Genomic DNA, 15,513 nt, shown 5'->3' on the forward strand with positions numbered 1-15,513 from the left:
TTAGAAATACCCCTCCTGCTTCTTGCGCTCCATGGCGCCCGCGCCGTCCTTGTCGATGACCCGGCCCTGGCGCTCCGAGGTGCGGGCGGCCAGGGTCTCGCCGATGATCTCCGGCAGGGTCGCGGCGTCGCTCTCGACGGCCCCGGTCAGGGGATAGTCGCCCAGCGTCCGGAAGCGGACCGTCAGTTCCTGGGGCGTCTCGCCCGGCTCGAGCGGGAAGCGATCGTCATCGACCATGATGAGCTGGCCGTCGCGCTCCACCACCGGACGCGGCTTGGCGAAGTAAAGCGGCACGATCGGGATCTGCTCCTGCTCGATGTAGAGCCAGACGTCGAGCTCGGTCCAATTCGAGAGCGGGAACACGCGCAGCGACTCACCGCGCTTCTTCTTCATGTTGTAGAGGTGCCAGGGCTCGGCACGCTGGCGCTTCGGGTCCCAGCGGTGCTGCGCCGTACGCAGGGAGACGATGCGCTCCTTGGCTCGGCTCGCCTCCTCGTCGCGCCGGGCACCGCCGAAGGCCGCGTCGAACTTGTGCTTGTCGAGGGCCTGGCGCAGCGCCTGGGTCTTCATGACGTCGGTGTGCACTTCCGAGCCGTGGCTCACCGGGCCGATGCCGCGGGCGAGACCGTCCTGGTTGGTGTGCACGATGAGGTCGAGGCCGAGCTCCTTCGCGCGCCGATCGCGGAAGGCGATCATCTCCTTGAACTTCCAGGTGGTGTCGATGTGCATCAGCGGGAACGGCAGGCGCCCGGGCGCGAAGGCCTTCAGCGCCAAGTGCAGCAGCACCGACGAATCCTTGCCGATGGAATAGAGCATCACCGGGTTCTCGGTCTCGGCGACCGTCTCCCGCATGATGTGGATGCTCTCGGCTTCCAGGCGCTGAAGGTGGGTGAGCCGTTCGGACCGGCTCGCCGCATGGGTGGTGAGGGGTGCGGCGCTCATCGGGCCATCTCCAGGGTGTTGGCGTGTCGGGTCGTCTCGAAGGCGGCCGCTTCCTGGCCGGGCGCGACGGTCTCGTCGGGCGCGTGCAGGTCCGAAGTCTGGACGTGCAGGCCGCATTCCTTCTTGGAGGCCTGCTCCCACCACCAGCGGCCGGCGCGCTCGTCCTCGCCGACCCGGATCGCCCGGGTGCAGGGCGCGCAGCCGATCGACGGGAAGCCGCGGTCGTGCAGCACGTTGTAGGGAACGTAGTTTTCCAGGACGAAGCGCTCGACGTCGGCGCGGGACCAATCCGCCAGCGGGTTGATCTTGATCAGCCCGCGCGCCGGGTCGGCCTCGGCCAGCGGCGTGTCGGCGCGGTTGGCCGACTGCCCGGCCCGCAGGCCCGTGAGCCAGCCGGCGGCCCCCGCGAGGGCGCGTCCCAGCGGCTCGACCTTGCGGAAGCCGCAGCAGGCCTGGCGCGCGGCGACCGAATGACGGAACCCGTTGATGCCGGACTCGGCCACGAAGCGCTCCTCGGCCTCGCGCTCCGGCGCATAGGCGCGGATGCGGATGCCGTAGGCGGATTCGGTCTCCGTCCAGGTGTCGTAGGCCTCGGGGTAGAGGCGGCCCGTATCGAGGGTGACGATCTCGGTCCGGCCCTTGTGCATCGCCACCGCGTGGGTGAGCGCCTGATCCTCGATGCCGAGGCTGGTGGTGAAGACCAAGCGACCCGGCACGGCCGCCTCGATGTGCGCGATGCGGCCCTTGAGGTCGAGGCCGGCCATTGCGGAGGCCAGGTCCCGCGCCGCCTTATCCAGTTGAGAGGTCATGGGAGACTTTGTGAAGTGGCTTGTCTGGACCCTGAAATGTTCGCTATAACGAACGCTGTCAAGGCATGGCGGCCATCCGCGCGGGGCAATCCCCATCCGCGAACACCGCCCTGTCGCAACGGGCACGGACCGTTTTCCGTTGCCTGGCGAAGAAAATTCCTTTTGACCGGTCGCCGCGACGTGCTCCCGCGCACGCCGGCCCGGCTCACGAACCCGCGAGGCCAGCTTGGATTCGATCGACCTGAAGATCCTGGCGCTGCTGCAGCACGACGCCACCCTGTCCATCGCCACCATCGGCGAGAAGGTCGGCCTGTCGCAGACGCCGTGCTGGAAGCGCATCCAGCGCCTGGAGGCCGACGGCGTCATCGACCGGCGCGTGGCCGTCCTCGACCCGGTGAAACTCGGCCTCGGGCTCACCGTCTTCGTCTCCATCGAGACGGCGGATCACTCGCGCGAATGGCTTGAGCGCTTTGCCGAGACGGTCTCGGCGATGCCCGAAGTGCTCGAATTCTATCGCATGGCCGGCGATGTGGACTACATGCTCCGCGTCGTCGTCGCCGATATGCGCGCCTACGATACGTTCTATAAGCACCTCATCGCGACTCTGCCCCTCAAGAACGTGACCTCCCGGTTCGCGATGGAGAAGGTCAAGTCCACCACCGCCCTGCCCCTTCCGGCCCCACCCGCCAACGGACGCTTCACGCCGACGCTGTCAGTGGTGGCCGGGGAATAAAATTCTCTTTTGCACTGCACACGCAGGCAGCTCCTTCTACCGTGACGTCGTTCTGTAAAACGGACAACCCCGTTGACAGCCGGCCTCTCAGGACGACATGGCTTCCCACATGGCACGACACGCGATCATCCCCCGCACGGCTCCCTTCGGCGACACCGAACGCGCGAGCCTCGACGCCGTCCTCGGCGCCGCCTCCCCGATCCAGCGCGCCTGGCTCGCCGGCTTCCTCGCCGGCCTCGACGCCAGCGGCGCCCCGCAGGCCGCCGCCGTCCCGGCCGCGCCACCGAAGGCGGCCGAGCCGCTGACCATCCTGTTCGCCAGCGAATCCGGAAACTCCGAGAAGCTCGCCGGCGACATGGCCAAGCTCGCCCGCAAGAACGGCTTCAAGCCGAAGATCGTCGACTTCGCGGATCTCGAGATCGCCAGTCTCGCCAAGGAGAAGCGCATCGTCGCCATCGCGGCGACCTGGGGCGAGGGCGAGCCGCCGGCCCGGGCCGTGCGCGCCTACAACGAGCTGATGGCCGACGGCGCGCCGCGACTCGACGGCGTGTCCTTCGGCGTGCTGTCGCTGGGCGACACCTCCTATGCGGAGTTCTGCGCCATCGGGAAGGCGCTGGACGCCCGCTTCGAAGCGCTGGGCGGCACCCGTGCGCACGCGCGCGCCGACCTCGACCTCGATTTCGAGACGCCGGCCGCCGCCTGGATCAAGGAGACCCTCAAGGCCCTGGCCCCGCCGCCGAGCGCCGACAACGTGGTGGCGGTGGACTTCGCCGCCCGCGCCGCCGGCGACGAGGACGAGGAGGCCGAGCCGAGCCGCGAGCCCCGGGTCGTCGAGGTCATCGACCACGTCAACCTGAACTCGTCGCGCTCCGACAAGGAGACGATCCACCTCGCCCTCGAATTCGAGGACGGCGCCCCGGCCTACGAACCCGGCGATTCGCTGGAGATCTATCCGGAGAACGACCCGGCCCTGGTGGACGAGATTCTGACCGCCACCGGGCTCTCCGGCGACGCGGCCCTGCGCCGGGCGCTGCTGGCCGAACGCGACATCACCACCCTGTCGGCCACCACGGTGGAGCGCTTCGTCAAGGCCACGGGCCATGCGGAGGCGCAGAAGCTGATCGACGGCGGCGAGCTGCGCGCCTGGATCGAGGGCCGCCACCTCATCGACCTCATCACCGCCTATCCGGCGGCGCTCACGGCCGAGCACCTCAACACCATCACCCGGCCCCTGCCGCCGCGGGCCTATTCCATCGCTTCCTCGCGCAAGGAGGTGGGCGACGAGGTCCACCTCGTGATCGCGGCGGTGCGTTACGAGACCCATGGCCGGGCGCGCGGCGGCGTCGCCTCGACCCACGTGGCCGACCGCATCAGGAACGGCGCCAAGCTGCGGGTGAAGCTGAAGCCCAACCGTCACTTCCGCCTGCCGCAGGACCCGGCCACCGACATCATCATGGTCGGCCCCGGCACCGGCGTCGCGCCGTTCCGCGCCTTCGTGCAGGAGCGCCGCGCCGTCGAGGCCCCCGGGCGCTCGTGGCTGTTCTTCGGCGACCGGCACTTCACCCACGACTTCCTGTACCAGCTCGAGTGGCAGGAGGCCCTGGAGGACGGGTCGCTCACGCAGATCGACGTCGCCTTCTCGCGGGACCAGCCGGAAAAGATCTACGTGCAGGACCGGATCGCCCAGCACGCTACGGAGATCGTCGCCTGGCTGGAGGGCGGTGCGCATTTCTACGTCTGCGGCGACGCCACCCGGATGGCCAAGGACGTGCGCCACGCGGTGGTGAAGGCCTACCAGGACGTGAAGTCGCTGAGCCCGGCGGATGCCGAGACGGCCGTCGCCGCCCTGGAGCGTGCCCACCGTTACCAGCAGGACGTCTACTGAGATCCCGCCCTCCCCCTCGTGGGGAGGGACCGAGGGTGAGGGTGGTGCAGGATCGAGCGCTCGCGGTGCCTCCTGCACCACCCCCACCTCCAACTCCTCCCCACAGGGGGGAGGAGAGCTCCCGAACCGGAAATCCCGCCATGGCCGACAAGACCACCACCCGCACCTACGAGACCCCGCCCACCGACCGCCCGATCTCGGACGCGGACGCGGCGCGCGCGGCGGGTCTGGCCGCCAACGAACACATCAAGATCGCCAGTGGCTACCTGCGCGGCACCCTGGCGGACGGCCTCCTGAAGCACGCCACCGGCGCCATCTCCGAGGATGACGGGCAGCTCGTGAAGTTCCACGGGATGTACCTGCAGGACGACCGCGACATCCGGGCCGAGCGCACGAAGAAGAAGCTCGAGAAGGCCTTCAGCTTCATGATCCGCCTGCGCATCGCCGGCGGCGTCGTCACCCCCAAGCAGTGGCTGGCGCTGGACGAGATCGCCACGACCTATGCGGGCGGCGCCCTGCGGGCGACCACGCGCCAGACCTTTCAGTATCACGGCGTCATCAAGTCGAACCTCAAGCGCACGATGGCGGCCATCGACGCGACGCTGCTGGACACCATCGCGGCCTGCGGCGACGTCAACCGCAACGTGATGGCGGCGACGAACCCGGCCCAGACCGGCGCCCACAAGGCCGCCTACCAGCTCGCCAAGGACATCTCGGATTCGCTCCTGCCCAAGACCAGCGCCTGGCGCGAGATCTGGCTCGACGGCGAGCGCGTGGTCGGCGGCGAAGACGCAGCCGAGATCGAGCCGGTCTACGGCAAGACCTACCTGCCCCGGAAGTTCAAGACCGTGGTCGCGGTGCCGCCCTCGAACGAGGTCGACATCTTCGCCCACGACCTCGGCTTCATCGCCATCCTGGACAAGAAGGGCAAGGTCACGGGCTGGAACGTCACGGTCGGCGGCGGCATGGGCATGACCCACGGCGAGACCGACACCTTCCCGCGCACCGCGGACGTGATGTGCTTCGTGAAGCCCGAGGACGCCCTGAAGGCGGCCGAGGCCGTGATGACGGTCCAGCGCGACTGGGGCAACCGCAAGGTCCGCAAGAACGCCCGCCTGAAATACACCATCGAGCGCTACGGCCTCGCCGCCTTCCGGGCCGAGGTCGAGAAGCGCGTCGGCAAGCCGCTGGACGACCCGAAGCCCTTCACCTTCACGGGCAACGGCGACCGCTACGGCTGGACCGAGGGCGACGACGGCCGCCACCACCTGACGCTCTACGTCGCCTCGGGCCGGATCAAGGACTACGAGAACGGTCCGCAGCTGCTGACCGGCCTGCGCCGGATCGCCGAGATCCACGAGGGCGACTTCCGCCTGACCGGAAACCAGAACGTCATCATCGCCAACGTGCCGGGCGAGAAGCGCGCCGAGATCGAGGCGCTGGTGGACCAGTACGGCATGATGAAGGGCGCCAGCGCCCTGCGCCGCAACTCCATGGCCTGCGTCGCCCTGCCGACTTGCGGCCTGGCCCTGGCCGAGAGCGAGCGCTACCTGCCGAGCCTGATGGACGAATTGGAAGCGAGCCTCGCCTCCCACGGCCTGCAGGACGACGAGATCACCATCCGGATGACCGGCTGCCCCAACGGCTGCGCCCGGCCCTTCATCGCCGAGATCGGCTTCGTCGGACGCGGCCCCGAGCGCTACCACCTCTACCTGGGTGCGGCCTTCGACGGCTCGCGCCTCGGCAAGCTCTACGCCGAGGACGTCACCGCCTCGGAGATCAAGACCATCCTCGATCCGCTCTTCGCGGCCTATGCCCGGAACAAGCAGCCCGGCGAGCGGTTCGGCGATTACCTGATCCGTGACGGCTACGTGACCCGGACGATCAACGGGCCGGATTTCCACGACAGCACGGGTGCGCTGAAGAGCGCCGCCTGATTTCGGATCACCCGGAATGCGCGACGCAGACGGACCACAGGCCCTCCGGCAGCCACGTTCACGGGCCTCGTGGTAATCCCCTCAAGAGCAGCACAGTCGCGCCGCACCATCACGGAGTGCGGCGCGGTGCCGACCAAGTCTAAAGGTCAAGCTCGAACTTCGCTAAGTGGGAGCGCAACCGTTTCCGTCCCGACCCGTTGTCTGGAGAGACAGCCGGGAGCGCGCCATGGCCAAGCATGAGATCCTGAATTTCTTCGAACATCGGCGTGACGGCGCCTGGATCTGCGTGAAGCCCTTCACGCTGACGACCAAGAGCAGCAGCGTCGACATCCGCCAGGGCATGCGCTTCGACTACGGCAAGCGGATCGGCGGCGTCGATCTGGCCGAATATCTGGAGCAATTGGGTTCGCAGTTCGGATCCTAGTTTCTTTCGATCCGGATCTGGTGAGACACGTCCCGGCGTCGCGAGGCGCTGGGCTTCGCGTCGCATCGGCATGCTGCCGGCAGCGAGGGGCACGGTGCGGCGCGTTCTTTGACGTCGACCTGGCAACAGCCTAGTTTATCGCCATGACCCGTGCAGTGGCCATCGTCCGCGACATTTCCGAAGAATCCGCTCCGACCACGCGCTGCCGCATCCTGGCGACGGCCGAGGAAGCGTTTCGGCTGATCGGCTACCAGAAGACCACCGTCGCCGACATCGCCAAGACGCTGCGGATGAGTCCCGCCAACGTGTACCGCTTTTTCGAATCGAAGAAGGCGATCCACGAGGCGGTGATCCAGCGCCTGATGGACGATACCGAGCAGAGGGTGGCGCTGGCTGCCGTGGCGCCGGGCCGGAATGCGGCCCAGCGCATCGCGGGCGTCATCACGGTGATGCACCAGGCCTGCGTCGAGCGCTGCGAGGCCAATCCCCGTCTGCACGAGATGGTCGAGGCGGCCATCACCGAGAGTTGGGACGTCTGCCGTGCCCATGTCGACGCGATCGGCTCGGTTCTGCGCCGCCTGGTCCAGGAGGGCGTGGACACCGGCGAGTTCGAGGTGGCCGATCCGGCCATCGCGGCGGCCTGCATCCACACCGGTATCATCCGCTACTGCCACCCTGCCCTGGTCAGCCATTACCCCGATGCGGGTGCGCCGCCCGTCGCCGCGATGATCGACTTCCTGCTCGGAAGCCTACGCCGCAAGGCCTGACGCACGCGATTCTCAGCGCATCTCCGCGACGATGCCCTGGGCGACCGCGCGGGGGTCTGCCGCCTGGGTGATCGGCCGGCCGACGACGACGTGGTCGATACCGATCCGCCGTGCCGCGCCGGGCGTCGTCACGCGCTTCTGATCCCCCGCCTCGGTGCCGGCCGGCCGGATGCCCGGGGTGACGATGGCACGGTCGGCCCCGATGCGGGCACGCACCGCCTGCGCCTCGGCGGCGCTGCAGACGATCCCGTCGATGCCGGCCTCCGCCGCCTGGCCGGCACGCCGGGCCACGAGGTCGGCCACCGGCAGGGCATAGCCGGCCTCGGCCGCGTCCGCGTCGTCGTAGGAGGTCAGGACCGTCACGGCGAGGATCCTCGGGCCGTTCGCGCCCCGGCCCCGGATCGCCGCCCGCATGGTCTGCGGATAGGCGTGGACGGTCAGGAAGGTGGCCCCGAGGTCGGTGAGCGCGCGCACCCCCTCCTCCACGGTGTTGCCGATGTCGTGGAGCTTGAGGTCGAGGAAGACCTTGCGGCCCGAGGCGGCGAGGCGCGGCACCAGGGCGAGCCCGCCCGAATAGGCCAGGCGATAGCCGATCTTGTAGAAGGTCGCGGCATCGCCGATCCGGTCGACGAGACGCTCGGCCTCGTCGACGGTCGCCACGTCGAGGGCGACGATCAGGCGGTCGCGCGGGTCCAGCATTGCGGTCATGAATGTCTCCGTCTCCGCGGCGAGCGATCCCGCGCAGGACCCCGCCTGTCAACGGGGCGCCATCGCCCGGGCCACCTCCGCCTTGAGGACGGGCAGCAATTCGGCCTCGTACCAGGGATTGGCCTTGAGCCAGCCGCTGTTGCGCCAGGAGGGATGGGGCAGCGGCAGCACCCGCGGCGTGCGGGGGCCCGCCAGGATCTCGCGCCAGCGCCGCACGGTGTCGGTGAGACCCGCTTTGGAGCGGCCGAGGTGCCAGGCCTGTGCGTATTGCCCGATCACCAGGATCAGTTCGAGGTCGGGCAGGCCGGCGAACAGTTCCTCTCGCCAGCGCTCGGCACATTCCCGGCGCGGGGGCTTGTCGCCGCCCTTCGCGTCGTAGCCGGGGAAGCAGGCGCCCATCGGCACGATGGCGAGGCGGCTCGCATCGTAGAACGCCGCCTCGTCGAGGCCGAGCCAGTCCCGCAGGCGGGTGCCCGAGGGGTCCATGAAGGGGATGCCGCTCTTGTCCGCCCGGTTGCCGGGGGCCTGGCTCGCGACGCAGAGCCGGGCCGAGGCGAGGCCCTGGACGATGGGGCGCGGCTCCTGCGGAAGGGGCGCGCCGTAGATCGGCGCGTCCCGGCAGATCCGGCAGGCACGCAGGCGCGCCACGGTGGCGTCGAAGGGGGTCTCGGCCGGCTTGGTCTCGGAGAGCATGATGCCCTCCGAGATAGGCGGCGCCCGCGCTTCGGACGAGGGGCCGCGTCGTCGCTCCGGCTCAGGCGCCCTTGAGGCCGCTGAGGTCGAGGGGCAGCGAGCGCAGGCGCTGGCCGGTGGCGGCGAAGATCGCGTTCGAGATCGCCGGGGCGATCACCGGGACGCCAGGCTCGCCGATGCCGGTGGGCGCGGCGGTGGAGGGCACGATGTGGACCTCGACCACCGGCATCTCGCTCATGCGGGTCGGCTCGTAGGCGTCGAAGTTCTTCTCCTGCACCACGCCATCCTTGAGCGTGATCTTGTTGCGCAGGACCGAGGACAGGGCGAAGCCCACGGCGCCCTCGACCTGGGCGCGGATCACGTCGGGGTTGACCGCGACGCCGACATCCACCGCGGCCACGATGCGGTTCACCTTCACCTTGGCGTCCTCGGCGGTCACGTCCGCCACCATGGCGACGTAGGAGCCGAAGGATTCGTGCGCCGCGACGCCCAGGCCGCGGTTCTTGTCGGCCGCCTTCTTCGGATCCCAGCCGGCCTTCTCGGCGGCGAGCTTCAGGGTGGCGGAGAGGCGCGGGGCGCCCCCGAGCAGCCCGAGGCGGTAGGCGACCGGATCGGCGCCGGCCGCATGGGCGAGCTCGTCGATGAACACTTCCATCGCCTGGGCGGTGTGGGTGTGGCCGACCGAGCGCCACCACAGCACTGGTACGCCCTCGCGGGCGTTATGGACCTCGAAGCGGTAGGCGGGCAGCGCGTAGGGCGTGTCCGAGGCGCCCTCGACGGTGGTCGCGTCGATGCCCTCCTTCACGATCATGGTCTCGAAGGCGGTGCCGATCATGATCGACTTGCCGATGGTCCGGTGTTCCCAGCCGGTGATCCCGCCCTTGGCGTCGAGGCCGGCGCGCAGGCGGTGGACCACCATCGGCCGGTAGAAGCCGCCGGCCATGTCGTCCTCGCGGGTCCAGACGAGGTGGATGGGCGCCTTGCCGCCGGTGGCGCGGACGATCGAGGCGGTCTCGGCGAAGTAGTCGGCGCTCGGCGTCGCGCGCCGGCCGAAGGAGCCGCCGGCCCATTGCGTGTGCAGCCGGACCTTGTCCGTCGTCACGCCGAGATTGGCGGCCACCACCGCCTGCTCGATCGTCTGGAGCTGGCAGCCGGCGAAGACGTCGTAGGTGCCGTCAGAGGCCTTCTCGATGGTGGCGTTGAGGGGCTCCATCGCCGCGTGGGCGAGGTAGGGGAAGGTGAACTCGGCCTCCAGCACCTTGGCCGAGCCGGCGATCGCGTTCGCTGCATCGCCCTTCTTCGAGGCGACGAGGCCCGGCGTCTCGAGGCGCTTCCGGTGATCGGCCAGGATCGCGTCGGACGAGCGCGTCTCGGCCGCGCTGTCGTCCCAGGTGACCTTGAGCGCGTCCCGGCCCTTCATGGCCGACCAGGTATCCTTGGCGAGGACGGCGACGCCGGTGGGGATCGTCACCACGTCGACCACGCCCGCCACCGCGCGGGCGGCCTTGTCGTCGACGCTCTTCACGGTGCCGCCGAAGCGCGGCGAATGGGCCACCACCGCGGTCAGCTGTCCGGGGCGGCGAATGTCGAGGGAGTAGATCGCCGTGCCGTCGGTCTTGGCCGCCGAATCGACGCGCGGCACCTTCTTGCCGATGAGGGTGAACGCGCTCGCCTCCTTGAGGCGCGGTTCCTTCGGCACCGGCTGGGCGGCGGCGGCTTCGGCCAGTTCGCCGAAGCGGGCCTGCCGGCTCGAGGCCGCGTGGCGCACCGTGCCGGATTCGACGGTGATCTCGGAGGCCGGGACCTTCCACCGCTCGGCGGCGGCCGCCACCAGCATGGCGCGGGCGGCCGCGCCGGCCTTGCGCAACTGGACCCAGGAATTGGCGATGGCGGTGGAGCCGCCGGTGCCCTGGACGGGGCCGAAGGCGAAGTTGTTGTAGAGCGTGGCATCGGCCGGCGCGAAGGTCGTGCGGATGGTGGCCCAGTCCGCGTCGAGTTCGTCGGCCAGGATGGTGGCCAGCCCGGTCGTGTTGCCCTGGCCCATGTCGAGGTGCTTGATCACCACCGTCACGGTGTCGTCGGCGGCGATCCGCACGAAGGCGTTCGGCATCGGCGGCAGGCCCGAGAGGTCGGGGCCGGCGGCGGCCTGGGCGAACTTCGCCGGATCGAGGGTGAAGCCGATGACGAGCGCCCCGGCGGCCACGGTGGCGCCGCCCAGGAAGGCGCGGCGGGATGGCACGGGCGGGGTGGCCTGACGGACCTTCAGCATGGGTGGCTCCAGTTCAGACGCGCGATTCAGACAATCAGGGGGTCGTTGCGGGACGGGCCGGGGCTTAGGCGAGGGTTCGCGCCGCCTCGTGGATCGCCGCGCGGATGCGCTGGTACGTGCCGCAGCGGCAGACGTTGCCGTCCATGGCGCCGTCGATGTCGGCATCGGTCGGCTTCGGGTTCTCGGACAGGAGCCCGATCGCCGACATGATCTGGCCGGACTGGCAGTAGCCGCACTGGACGACGTCGAGGCCGCGCCAGGCGGTGCGCACCGCCTCGGCGACCTTGCCGGAGACACCCTCGATGGTGGTGATCTTGGCCGTGCCGATATCCCCGATGCGGGTCTGGCAGGCGCGGACGGGCTGACCGTCGAGATGGACCGTGCAGGCGCCGCACTGGGCGATGCCGCAGCCATACTTGGTGCCGGTCTGGTTGAGGTGGTCGCGCAAGGCCCAGAGGAGCGGCATCTCCGGGTCCGCATCGACCTCGTGGGAGACCCCGTTGACGGTGAGTTTCAGCATCCCGGCCTCCCGATCGCAGTTTGGAACGACGCTAATCGTTGCCGCTGCGTAACCATGTGCGGAAGCACACCCTGGCAGACCGGATGCCCTCCGCGCACAGCGGAACGGTGCCGTGGCGGAACCGCGCGAATTCGTGTTCACGGCCGGGGCGCATGACCCGGATTCCGACAATCCGCTCGGTTCCGGCAGGCGCTTCTTAACAAATCCGGCGCAGTCTCGAAGCGGTTGTATCCCGGCCTCTCGGCGGTCCCGATCCCGACCACGACGCCTCCTCCGACTCCTCAAGACGGTGATGACCGACCTGACTGCCGAGATGATTCAGCGCGGCCGTGGCCCGTCCGCCCAGGAGGCGGCCCGCCGGCGCGAGGTCGCGCGCGACATGCGCTCGGCCCGGGAAAAGCTCACCTCGACGAGCGGGCTGGAACGCGCCTTCGACTACGAGCTGATCCGGGTCTACGCGCAGTATCGCTCGGGAGCGGTCATTCCCCTGGCCCTGCTCGGCCTGGCGGTCGCCGGCATCGCGGCGATCTGGACGCCGCCGGCCATCGCGGCGGCCTGGGGCCTCTGCCTCCTGGCGACCGTCACCGTCGCCAAGCTCCTCACGCGCCGCTTCCTGGCACAGGATTCGGACGCGGTCTCGGTGCGCAGCTGGCGCCGCACCTTCATGGCCTCGGAGTTCCTCCAGAGCACCGCCTGGGCGATGATGGTGCTGGTCGGCGGCTCGGGGGCGCGAACCTTCGTGCTGTTCGGCCTCGTGATCGTGGCGGCCATGGCGACGATGCTCGCCGCGACCCTGCCGGCCGCCGCCGGGGCGGCCCTGGTGCCCCTCTGCATCGCCGCCCTGTCGCTCCTCGCCGTGTCCCAGGACATGAACACGATGATGCTGGTCACCATGGTGGTCGGCGCGCAGCTGTTCTTCCTCGGCCTCGGGCGCCGCGTCTACGCCTCCACGGTCGAGGCGCTGCAATCCCATGCGGAGAAGGACTCGATCTTCGGCGAGCTCGAACAGGCCAAGGCCAATTCCGACGAGGCCCGCCGCCGCGCCGAGGAAGCCAACCTCGCCAAGTCCCGCTTCCTCGCCACCATGAGCCACGAGCTGCGCACGCCGCTCAACGCGATCCTGGGCTTCTCCGAGGTGATGAAGAACGAGGTGTTCGGCGCCCACGTCGCCCCTTCGTACAAGGAATACGCCTCCGACATCCACGACAGCGGGATGCACCTCCTCAACCTGATCAACGAGATCCTCGACCTCTCGCGCATCGAGGCCGGGCGCTACGAGCTCAACGAGGAGGCGGTCCAGCTCGGCCATGCCGTCGAGGAGTGCCGCCACATGATGGGCCTGCGCGCCCGCGGCAAGAACCAGGTGATCCACGAATTCATCGACGGGAGCCTGCCCCGGCTCTGGGCCGACGAGCGCGCCCTGCGCCAGATCGTTCTGAACCTCCTGTCCAACGCCGTGAAGTTCACGCCGCCGGGCGGCGAGATCACCATCAAGGTCGGCTGGACCTCGTCGGGCGGCCAGTATGTCAGCGTGAAGGACAGCGGCCCCGGCATTCCCGAGGACGAGATCGGCACCGTGATGTCGTCCTTCGGGCGGGGCTCGCTGGCGATCAAGACGGCCGAGCAGGGCTCGGGCCTCGGCCTGCCCATCGTGAAGGGCCTGGTCGACCTGCACGGCGGCAACTTCCAGCTGAAGTCGAAGCCGCGCGAGGGGACCGAGGTCGTGGTGATCTTCCCCGCGAGCCGCGTGATGGAGACCCTGCCGGCCCTGGAAGTGCCGGGCGAGGCGCAGGGCGCGCCCGCCGAGAAGCGCGCCCGCGCCGCCTGAGGGCCTCAGCCGGCGCTGCGCTTCGAGACCCCGGCCTGGGCGAAGGTCGCCATGTCCCGGTGGCAGGCGAGCGCCCCCTTGAGGAGCCCGAGGGCCAGGGCCGCGCCGGAGGCTTCGCCGAGACGCATGCCGAGGGCCAGCAGCGGCACGAGGCCGAGGCGCTCCAGCACGTCCGCATGCGCGCCCTCCGCCGAGACGTGCCCGGCGAGGCAGTGATCGAGGAGCGTCGGGTCGAGGCGGTGCAGGATGGCCGCGGCCGCCGTCGCCACGTAGCCGTCGAGGACGACCGGCACGCGCTGCAGCCGGGCCGCCAGGATCGCCCCCGCCATGGCGGCGATCTCGCGGCCGCCGAGCCGCGCCAGGATCTCCAGGGGATCGTCGAGATGGCCCGCATGGTGCGCCAGGGCCGCCTCCACGGCCGCGACCTTGCGGGCGAGCCCCGCGGCGTCGACCCCCGTGCCGCGCCCCACCCAGTGCGCGGCCTCGCCCCCGTAGAGCGCCGCGTAGATCGCCGCCGCGACGGTGGTGTTGCCGATGCCCATCTCGCCCAGCGCCAGGCAGTCCGTGCCGGCGGCCACCGCCTCCATGCCGAACGCCATGGTGGCGACGCAGGCCTTCTCGTCGAAGGCGGCCCCGGTGGTGATGTCGCCCGTGGGCATGTCGATGGCCAGGTCGAACACCTTGAAGCCGAGGCCGTAGGCGGCGCAGATCTGGTTGATCGCCCCGCCGCCGGCCGCGAAGTTGTCGAGCATCTGGCGGTTCACTTCCGCCGGGAAAGCCGAGACGCCGTGGGCGACGACGCCGTGGCTGCCGGCGAAGACGCAGACGAGGGGCCGGTCGAGGGTGGGCTGGCCCTTGCCCTGCCAAGCGGCGAGCCAGGAGACGAGGTGCTCGAGGCGGCCCAGGGAGCCGGCGGGCTTCGTCAGGGTGGCGTCGCGCTCGGCCACCATCGCCACCGCGTCCCGGTCCGGACCCGGCAGGGACTCGACGAGGCGGCGGATGTCGCTGAACGGCGTCTCGGTGGCATGCGTCTCGGTCGTCATGAAGCAATTCCGGTGGCCGGCCCGGCGCCAGGATGGCGGGCCGCCCGTCGCGGGAGCTATAACGATCCGGGCACGGGTGGTGAAGGCGAGGCAGGGTCGCGATGAACGAGGAGGCCGAAGCCGCCTTTCCGGGCGCCCGCCTGGCCTACGACCTCGCGGGCTGCCTGCGCTTCTATTCCCGCCTGCCCGTGCCGCCCCTGCCCGGCGAGGGCGACCCGCACGCGGTTCCGGACTTCCGCACCCTCCCGCGGATGCTGCCCCTGGCGGGCTTCCTCCTCGGCCTGCCCGGCGCGGCGGTGCTGCTCGCCGCCTGGGGCCTCGGCCTCGGACCCTTCCTGGCCGCCGGCCTCGCGGTGACGGCGGGCGTCCTGGTGACGGGAGCCCTGCACGAGGACGGCCTCGCCGACGTCGCCGACGGCTTCGGCGGCGGGACCACGCCGGCCCGGCGCCTGGAGATCATGCGCGACAGCCGCATCGGCGCCTATGGCGGCGTCGCCCTGATGCTGTCGCTGGCCCTGCGGATCGGCGCCCTGGCGACGCTCCTCGACCGGATCGAGGGCTTGGCCGCTCCGGCCCTGCTCCTCGCCGCCGCGCTCTCCCGCAGTGCCGCCCTGGCCCCCCTGGCGCTGCTGCCGCCCGCCCGACCTGACGGGGCCGGCGCCGCCGTCGGCCGCCCGAGCAGGGGGACTCTAGCCATTGCCGCCGCCCTGACGCTCGCCGTCGCCGCGCCGACCTTCCTGTTCGGGCTCCCGCTGCCCGGCCTACTCCTGATGCTCGGCCTCGGCCTCGGCGCATCCCTCGCGGTCACCGCCCTGGCGCGACGGATGATCGGCGGGCAGACCGGCGACGTCGTCGGGGCCGCGCAGCAGGCGGCCGAGATCGCCGCCCTGGTCGGCCTCCTCGCGGCCATCCCCGCCTGAGCGGCGGCCGGACTTGATCCGGACGCCATGGCCCT

General features: G+C 70.4%; 14 protein-coding genes. 7 read left to right on the top strand and 7 right to left on the bottom strand.

Annotation, left to right across the window (positions count from 1 at the left end; translation table 11 throughout):
* A complete protein-coding gene (gene cysD, locus ASF49_RS19895; RefSeq protein ID WP_056477231.1) occupies window positions 1–942 on the bottom strand; it encodes a sulfate adenylyltransferase subunit CysD in 942 nt (313 codons plus the stop codon).
* Window positions 939–1,751, bottom strand: a complete 813-nt coding sequence (locus ASF49_RS19900; protein WP_056477235.1) for a phosphoadenylyl-sulfate reductase — start codon at window positions 1,749–1,751, stop codon at window positions 939–941. The genes cysD and ASF49_RS19900 overlap by 4 nt, the downstream gene beginning before the upstream one ends.
* A gap of 226 nt (window positions 1,752–1,977) precedes the next feature.
* Between ASF49_RS19900 and ASF49_RS19905 the strand changes: the two genes are divergently transcribed.
* The 5 genes from ASF49_RS19905 (at window position 1,978) to ASF49_RS19925 (ending at window position 7,497) form a co-directional block, all read left to right on the top strand.
* Window positions 1,978–2,484: an Lrp/AsnC family transcriptional regulator gene (locus ASF49_RS19905; RefSeq protein ID WP_056185002.1), complete on the top strand. Its 507-nt coding sequence runs from the start codon at window positions 1,978–1,980 to the stop codon at window positions 2,482–2,484.
* Between the two features lie 109 nt (window positions 2,485–2,593).
* Window positions 2,594–4,369 carry a diflavin oxidoreductase gene (locus ASF49_RS19910; RefSeq protein WP_056477238.1) on the top strand — a complete coding sequence of 592 codons (1,776 nt, stop codon included), beginning with the start codon at window positions 2,594–2,596 and terminating at the stop codon, window positions 4,367–4,369.
* A 140-nt stretch (window positions 4,370–4,509) separates the two neighbouring features.
* Entirely contained in the window at window positions 4,510–6,306 is a 1,797-nt protein-coding gene (locus tag ASF49_RS19915) for an NADPH-dependent assimilatory sulfite reductase hemoprotein subunit (protein ID WP_056477241.1), read from the top strand.
* Between the two features lie 226 nt (window positions 6,307–6,532).
* On the top strand, window positions 6,533–6,730 hold the full coding sequence (locus tag ASF49_RS19920; RefSeq protein ID WP_056477244.1) for a hypothetical protein: 198 nt from the start codon (window positions 6,533–6,535) through the stop codon (window positions 6,728–6,730).
* 143 nt (window positions 6,731–6,873) lie between these two features.
* Window positions 6,874–7,497 carry a TetR/AcrR family transcriptional regulator gene (locus ASF49_RS19925; RefSeq protein ID WP_056477247.1) on the top strand — a complete coding sequence of 208 codons (624 nt, stop codon included), beginning with the start codon at window positions 6,874–6,876 and terminating at the stop codon, window positions 7,495–7,497.
* Window positions 7,498–7,509: 12 nt separating this feature from the next.
* On the opposite strand, the gene pyrF is transcribed toward ASF49_RS19925, so the two are convergent.
* The 4 genes from pyrF to ASF49_RS19945 all read right to left on the bottom strand — a co-directional run bounded on the left by pyrF (window position 7,510) and on the right by ASF49_RS19945 (window position 11,687).
* Entirely contained in the window at window positions 7,510–8,205 is a 696-nt protein-coding gene (gene pyrF / locus ASF49_RS19930) for an orotidine-5'-phosphate decarboxylase (protein WP_056477250.1), read from the bottom strand.
* Between the two features lie 48 nt (window positions 8,206–8,253).
* Window positions 8,254–8,898: a uracil-DNA glycosylase family protein gene (locus tag ASF49_RS19935; RefSeq protein WP_056477253.1), complete on the bottom strand. Its 645-nt coding sequence runs from the start codon at window positions 8,896–8,898 to the stop codon at window positions 8,254–8,256.
* Window positions 8,899–8,959: 61 nt separating this feature from the next.
* On the bottom strand, window positions 8,960–11,167 hold the full coding sequence (locus ASF49_RS19940; RefSeq protein ID WP_056477257.1) for a xanthine dehydrogenase family protein molybdopterin-binding subunit: 2,208 nt from the start codon (window positions 11,165–11,167) through the stop codon (window positions 8,960–8,962).
* 64 nt (window positions 11,168–11,231) lie between these two features.
* A complete protein-coding gene (locus tag ASF49_RS19945; protein ID WP_056477259.1) occupies window positions 11,232–11,687 on the bottom strand; it encodes a (2Fe-2S)-binding protein in 456 nt (151 codons plus the stop codon).
* A 292-nt stretch (window positions 11,688–11,979) separates the two neighbouring features.
* Between ASF49_RS19945 and ASF49_RS19950 the strand changes: the two genes are divergently transcribed.
* Window positions 11,980–13,515: a sensor histidine kinase gene (locus tag ASF49_RS19950; RefSeq protein ID WP_056477262.1), complete on the top strand. Its 1,536-nt coding sequence runs from the start codon at window positions 11,980–11,982 to the stop codon at window positions 13,513–13,515.
* 5 nt (window positions 13,516–13,520) lie between these two features.
* Here ASF49_RS19950 and cobT read toward each other — a convergent pair whose 3' ends face one another.
* Window positions 13,521–14,558 (bottom strand): nicotinate-nucleotide--dimethylbenzimidazole phosphoribosyltransferase, encoded by a 1,038-nt coding sequence (cobT, locus tag ASF49_RS19955; RefSeq protein ID WP_056477265.1) that lies wholly within the window; start codon window positions 14,556–14,558, stop codon window positions 13,521–13,523.
* Window positions 14,559–14,659: 101 nt separating this feature from the next.
* Here cobT and cobS point away from each other — a divergent pair, with 101 nt between their 5' ends.
* Entirely contained in the window at window positions 14,660–15,478 is an 819-nt protein-coding gene (gene cobS / locus ASF49_RS19960; RefSeq protein WP_056477268.1) for an adenosylcobinamide-GDP ribazoletransferase, read from the top strand.
* Window positions 15,479–15,513: the final 35 nt, after the last annotated feature.

Origin of the sequence: Methylobacterium sp. Leaf104 (assembly GCF_001422885.1) — a bacterium.
In the GTDB taxonomy this organism is placed as follows: domain Bacteria; phylum Pseudomonadota; class Alphaproteobacteria; order Rhizobiales; family Beijerinckiaceae; genus Methylobacterium.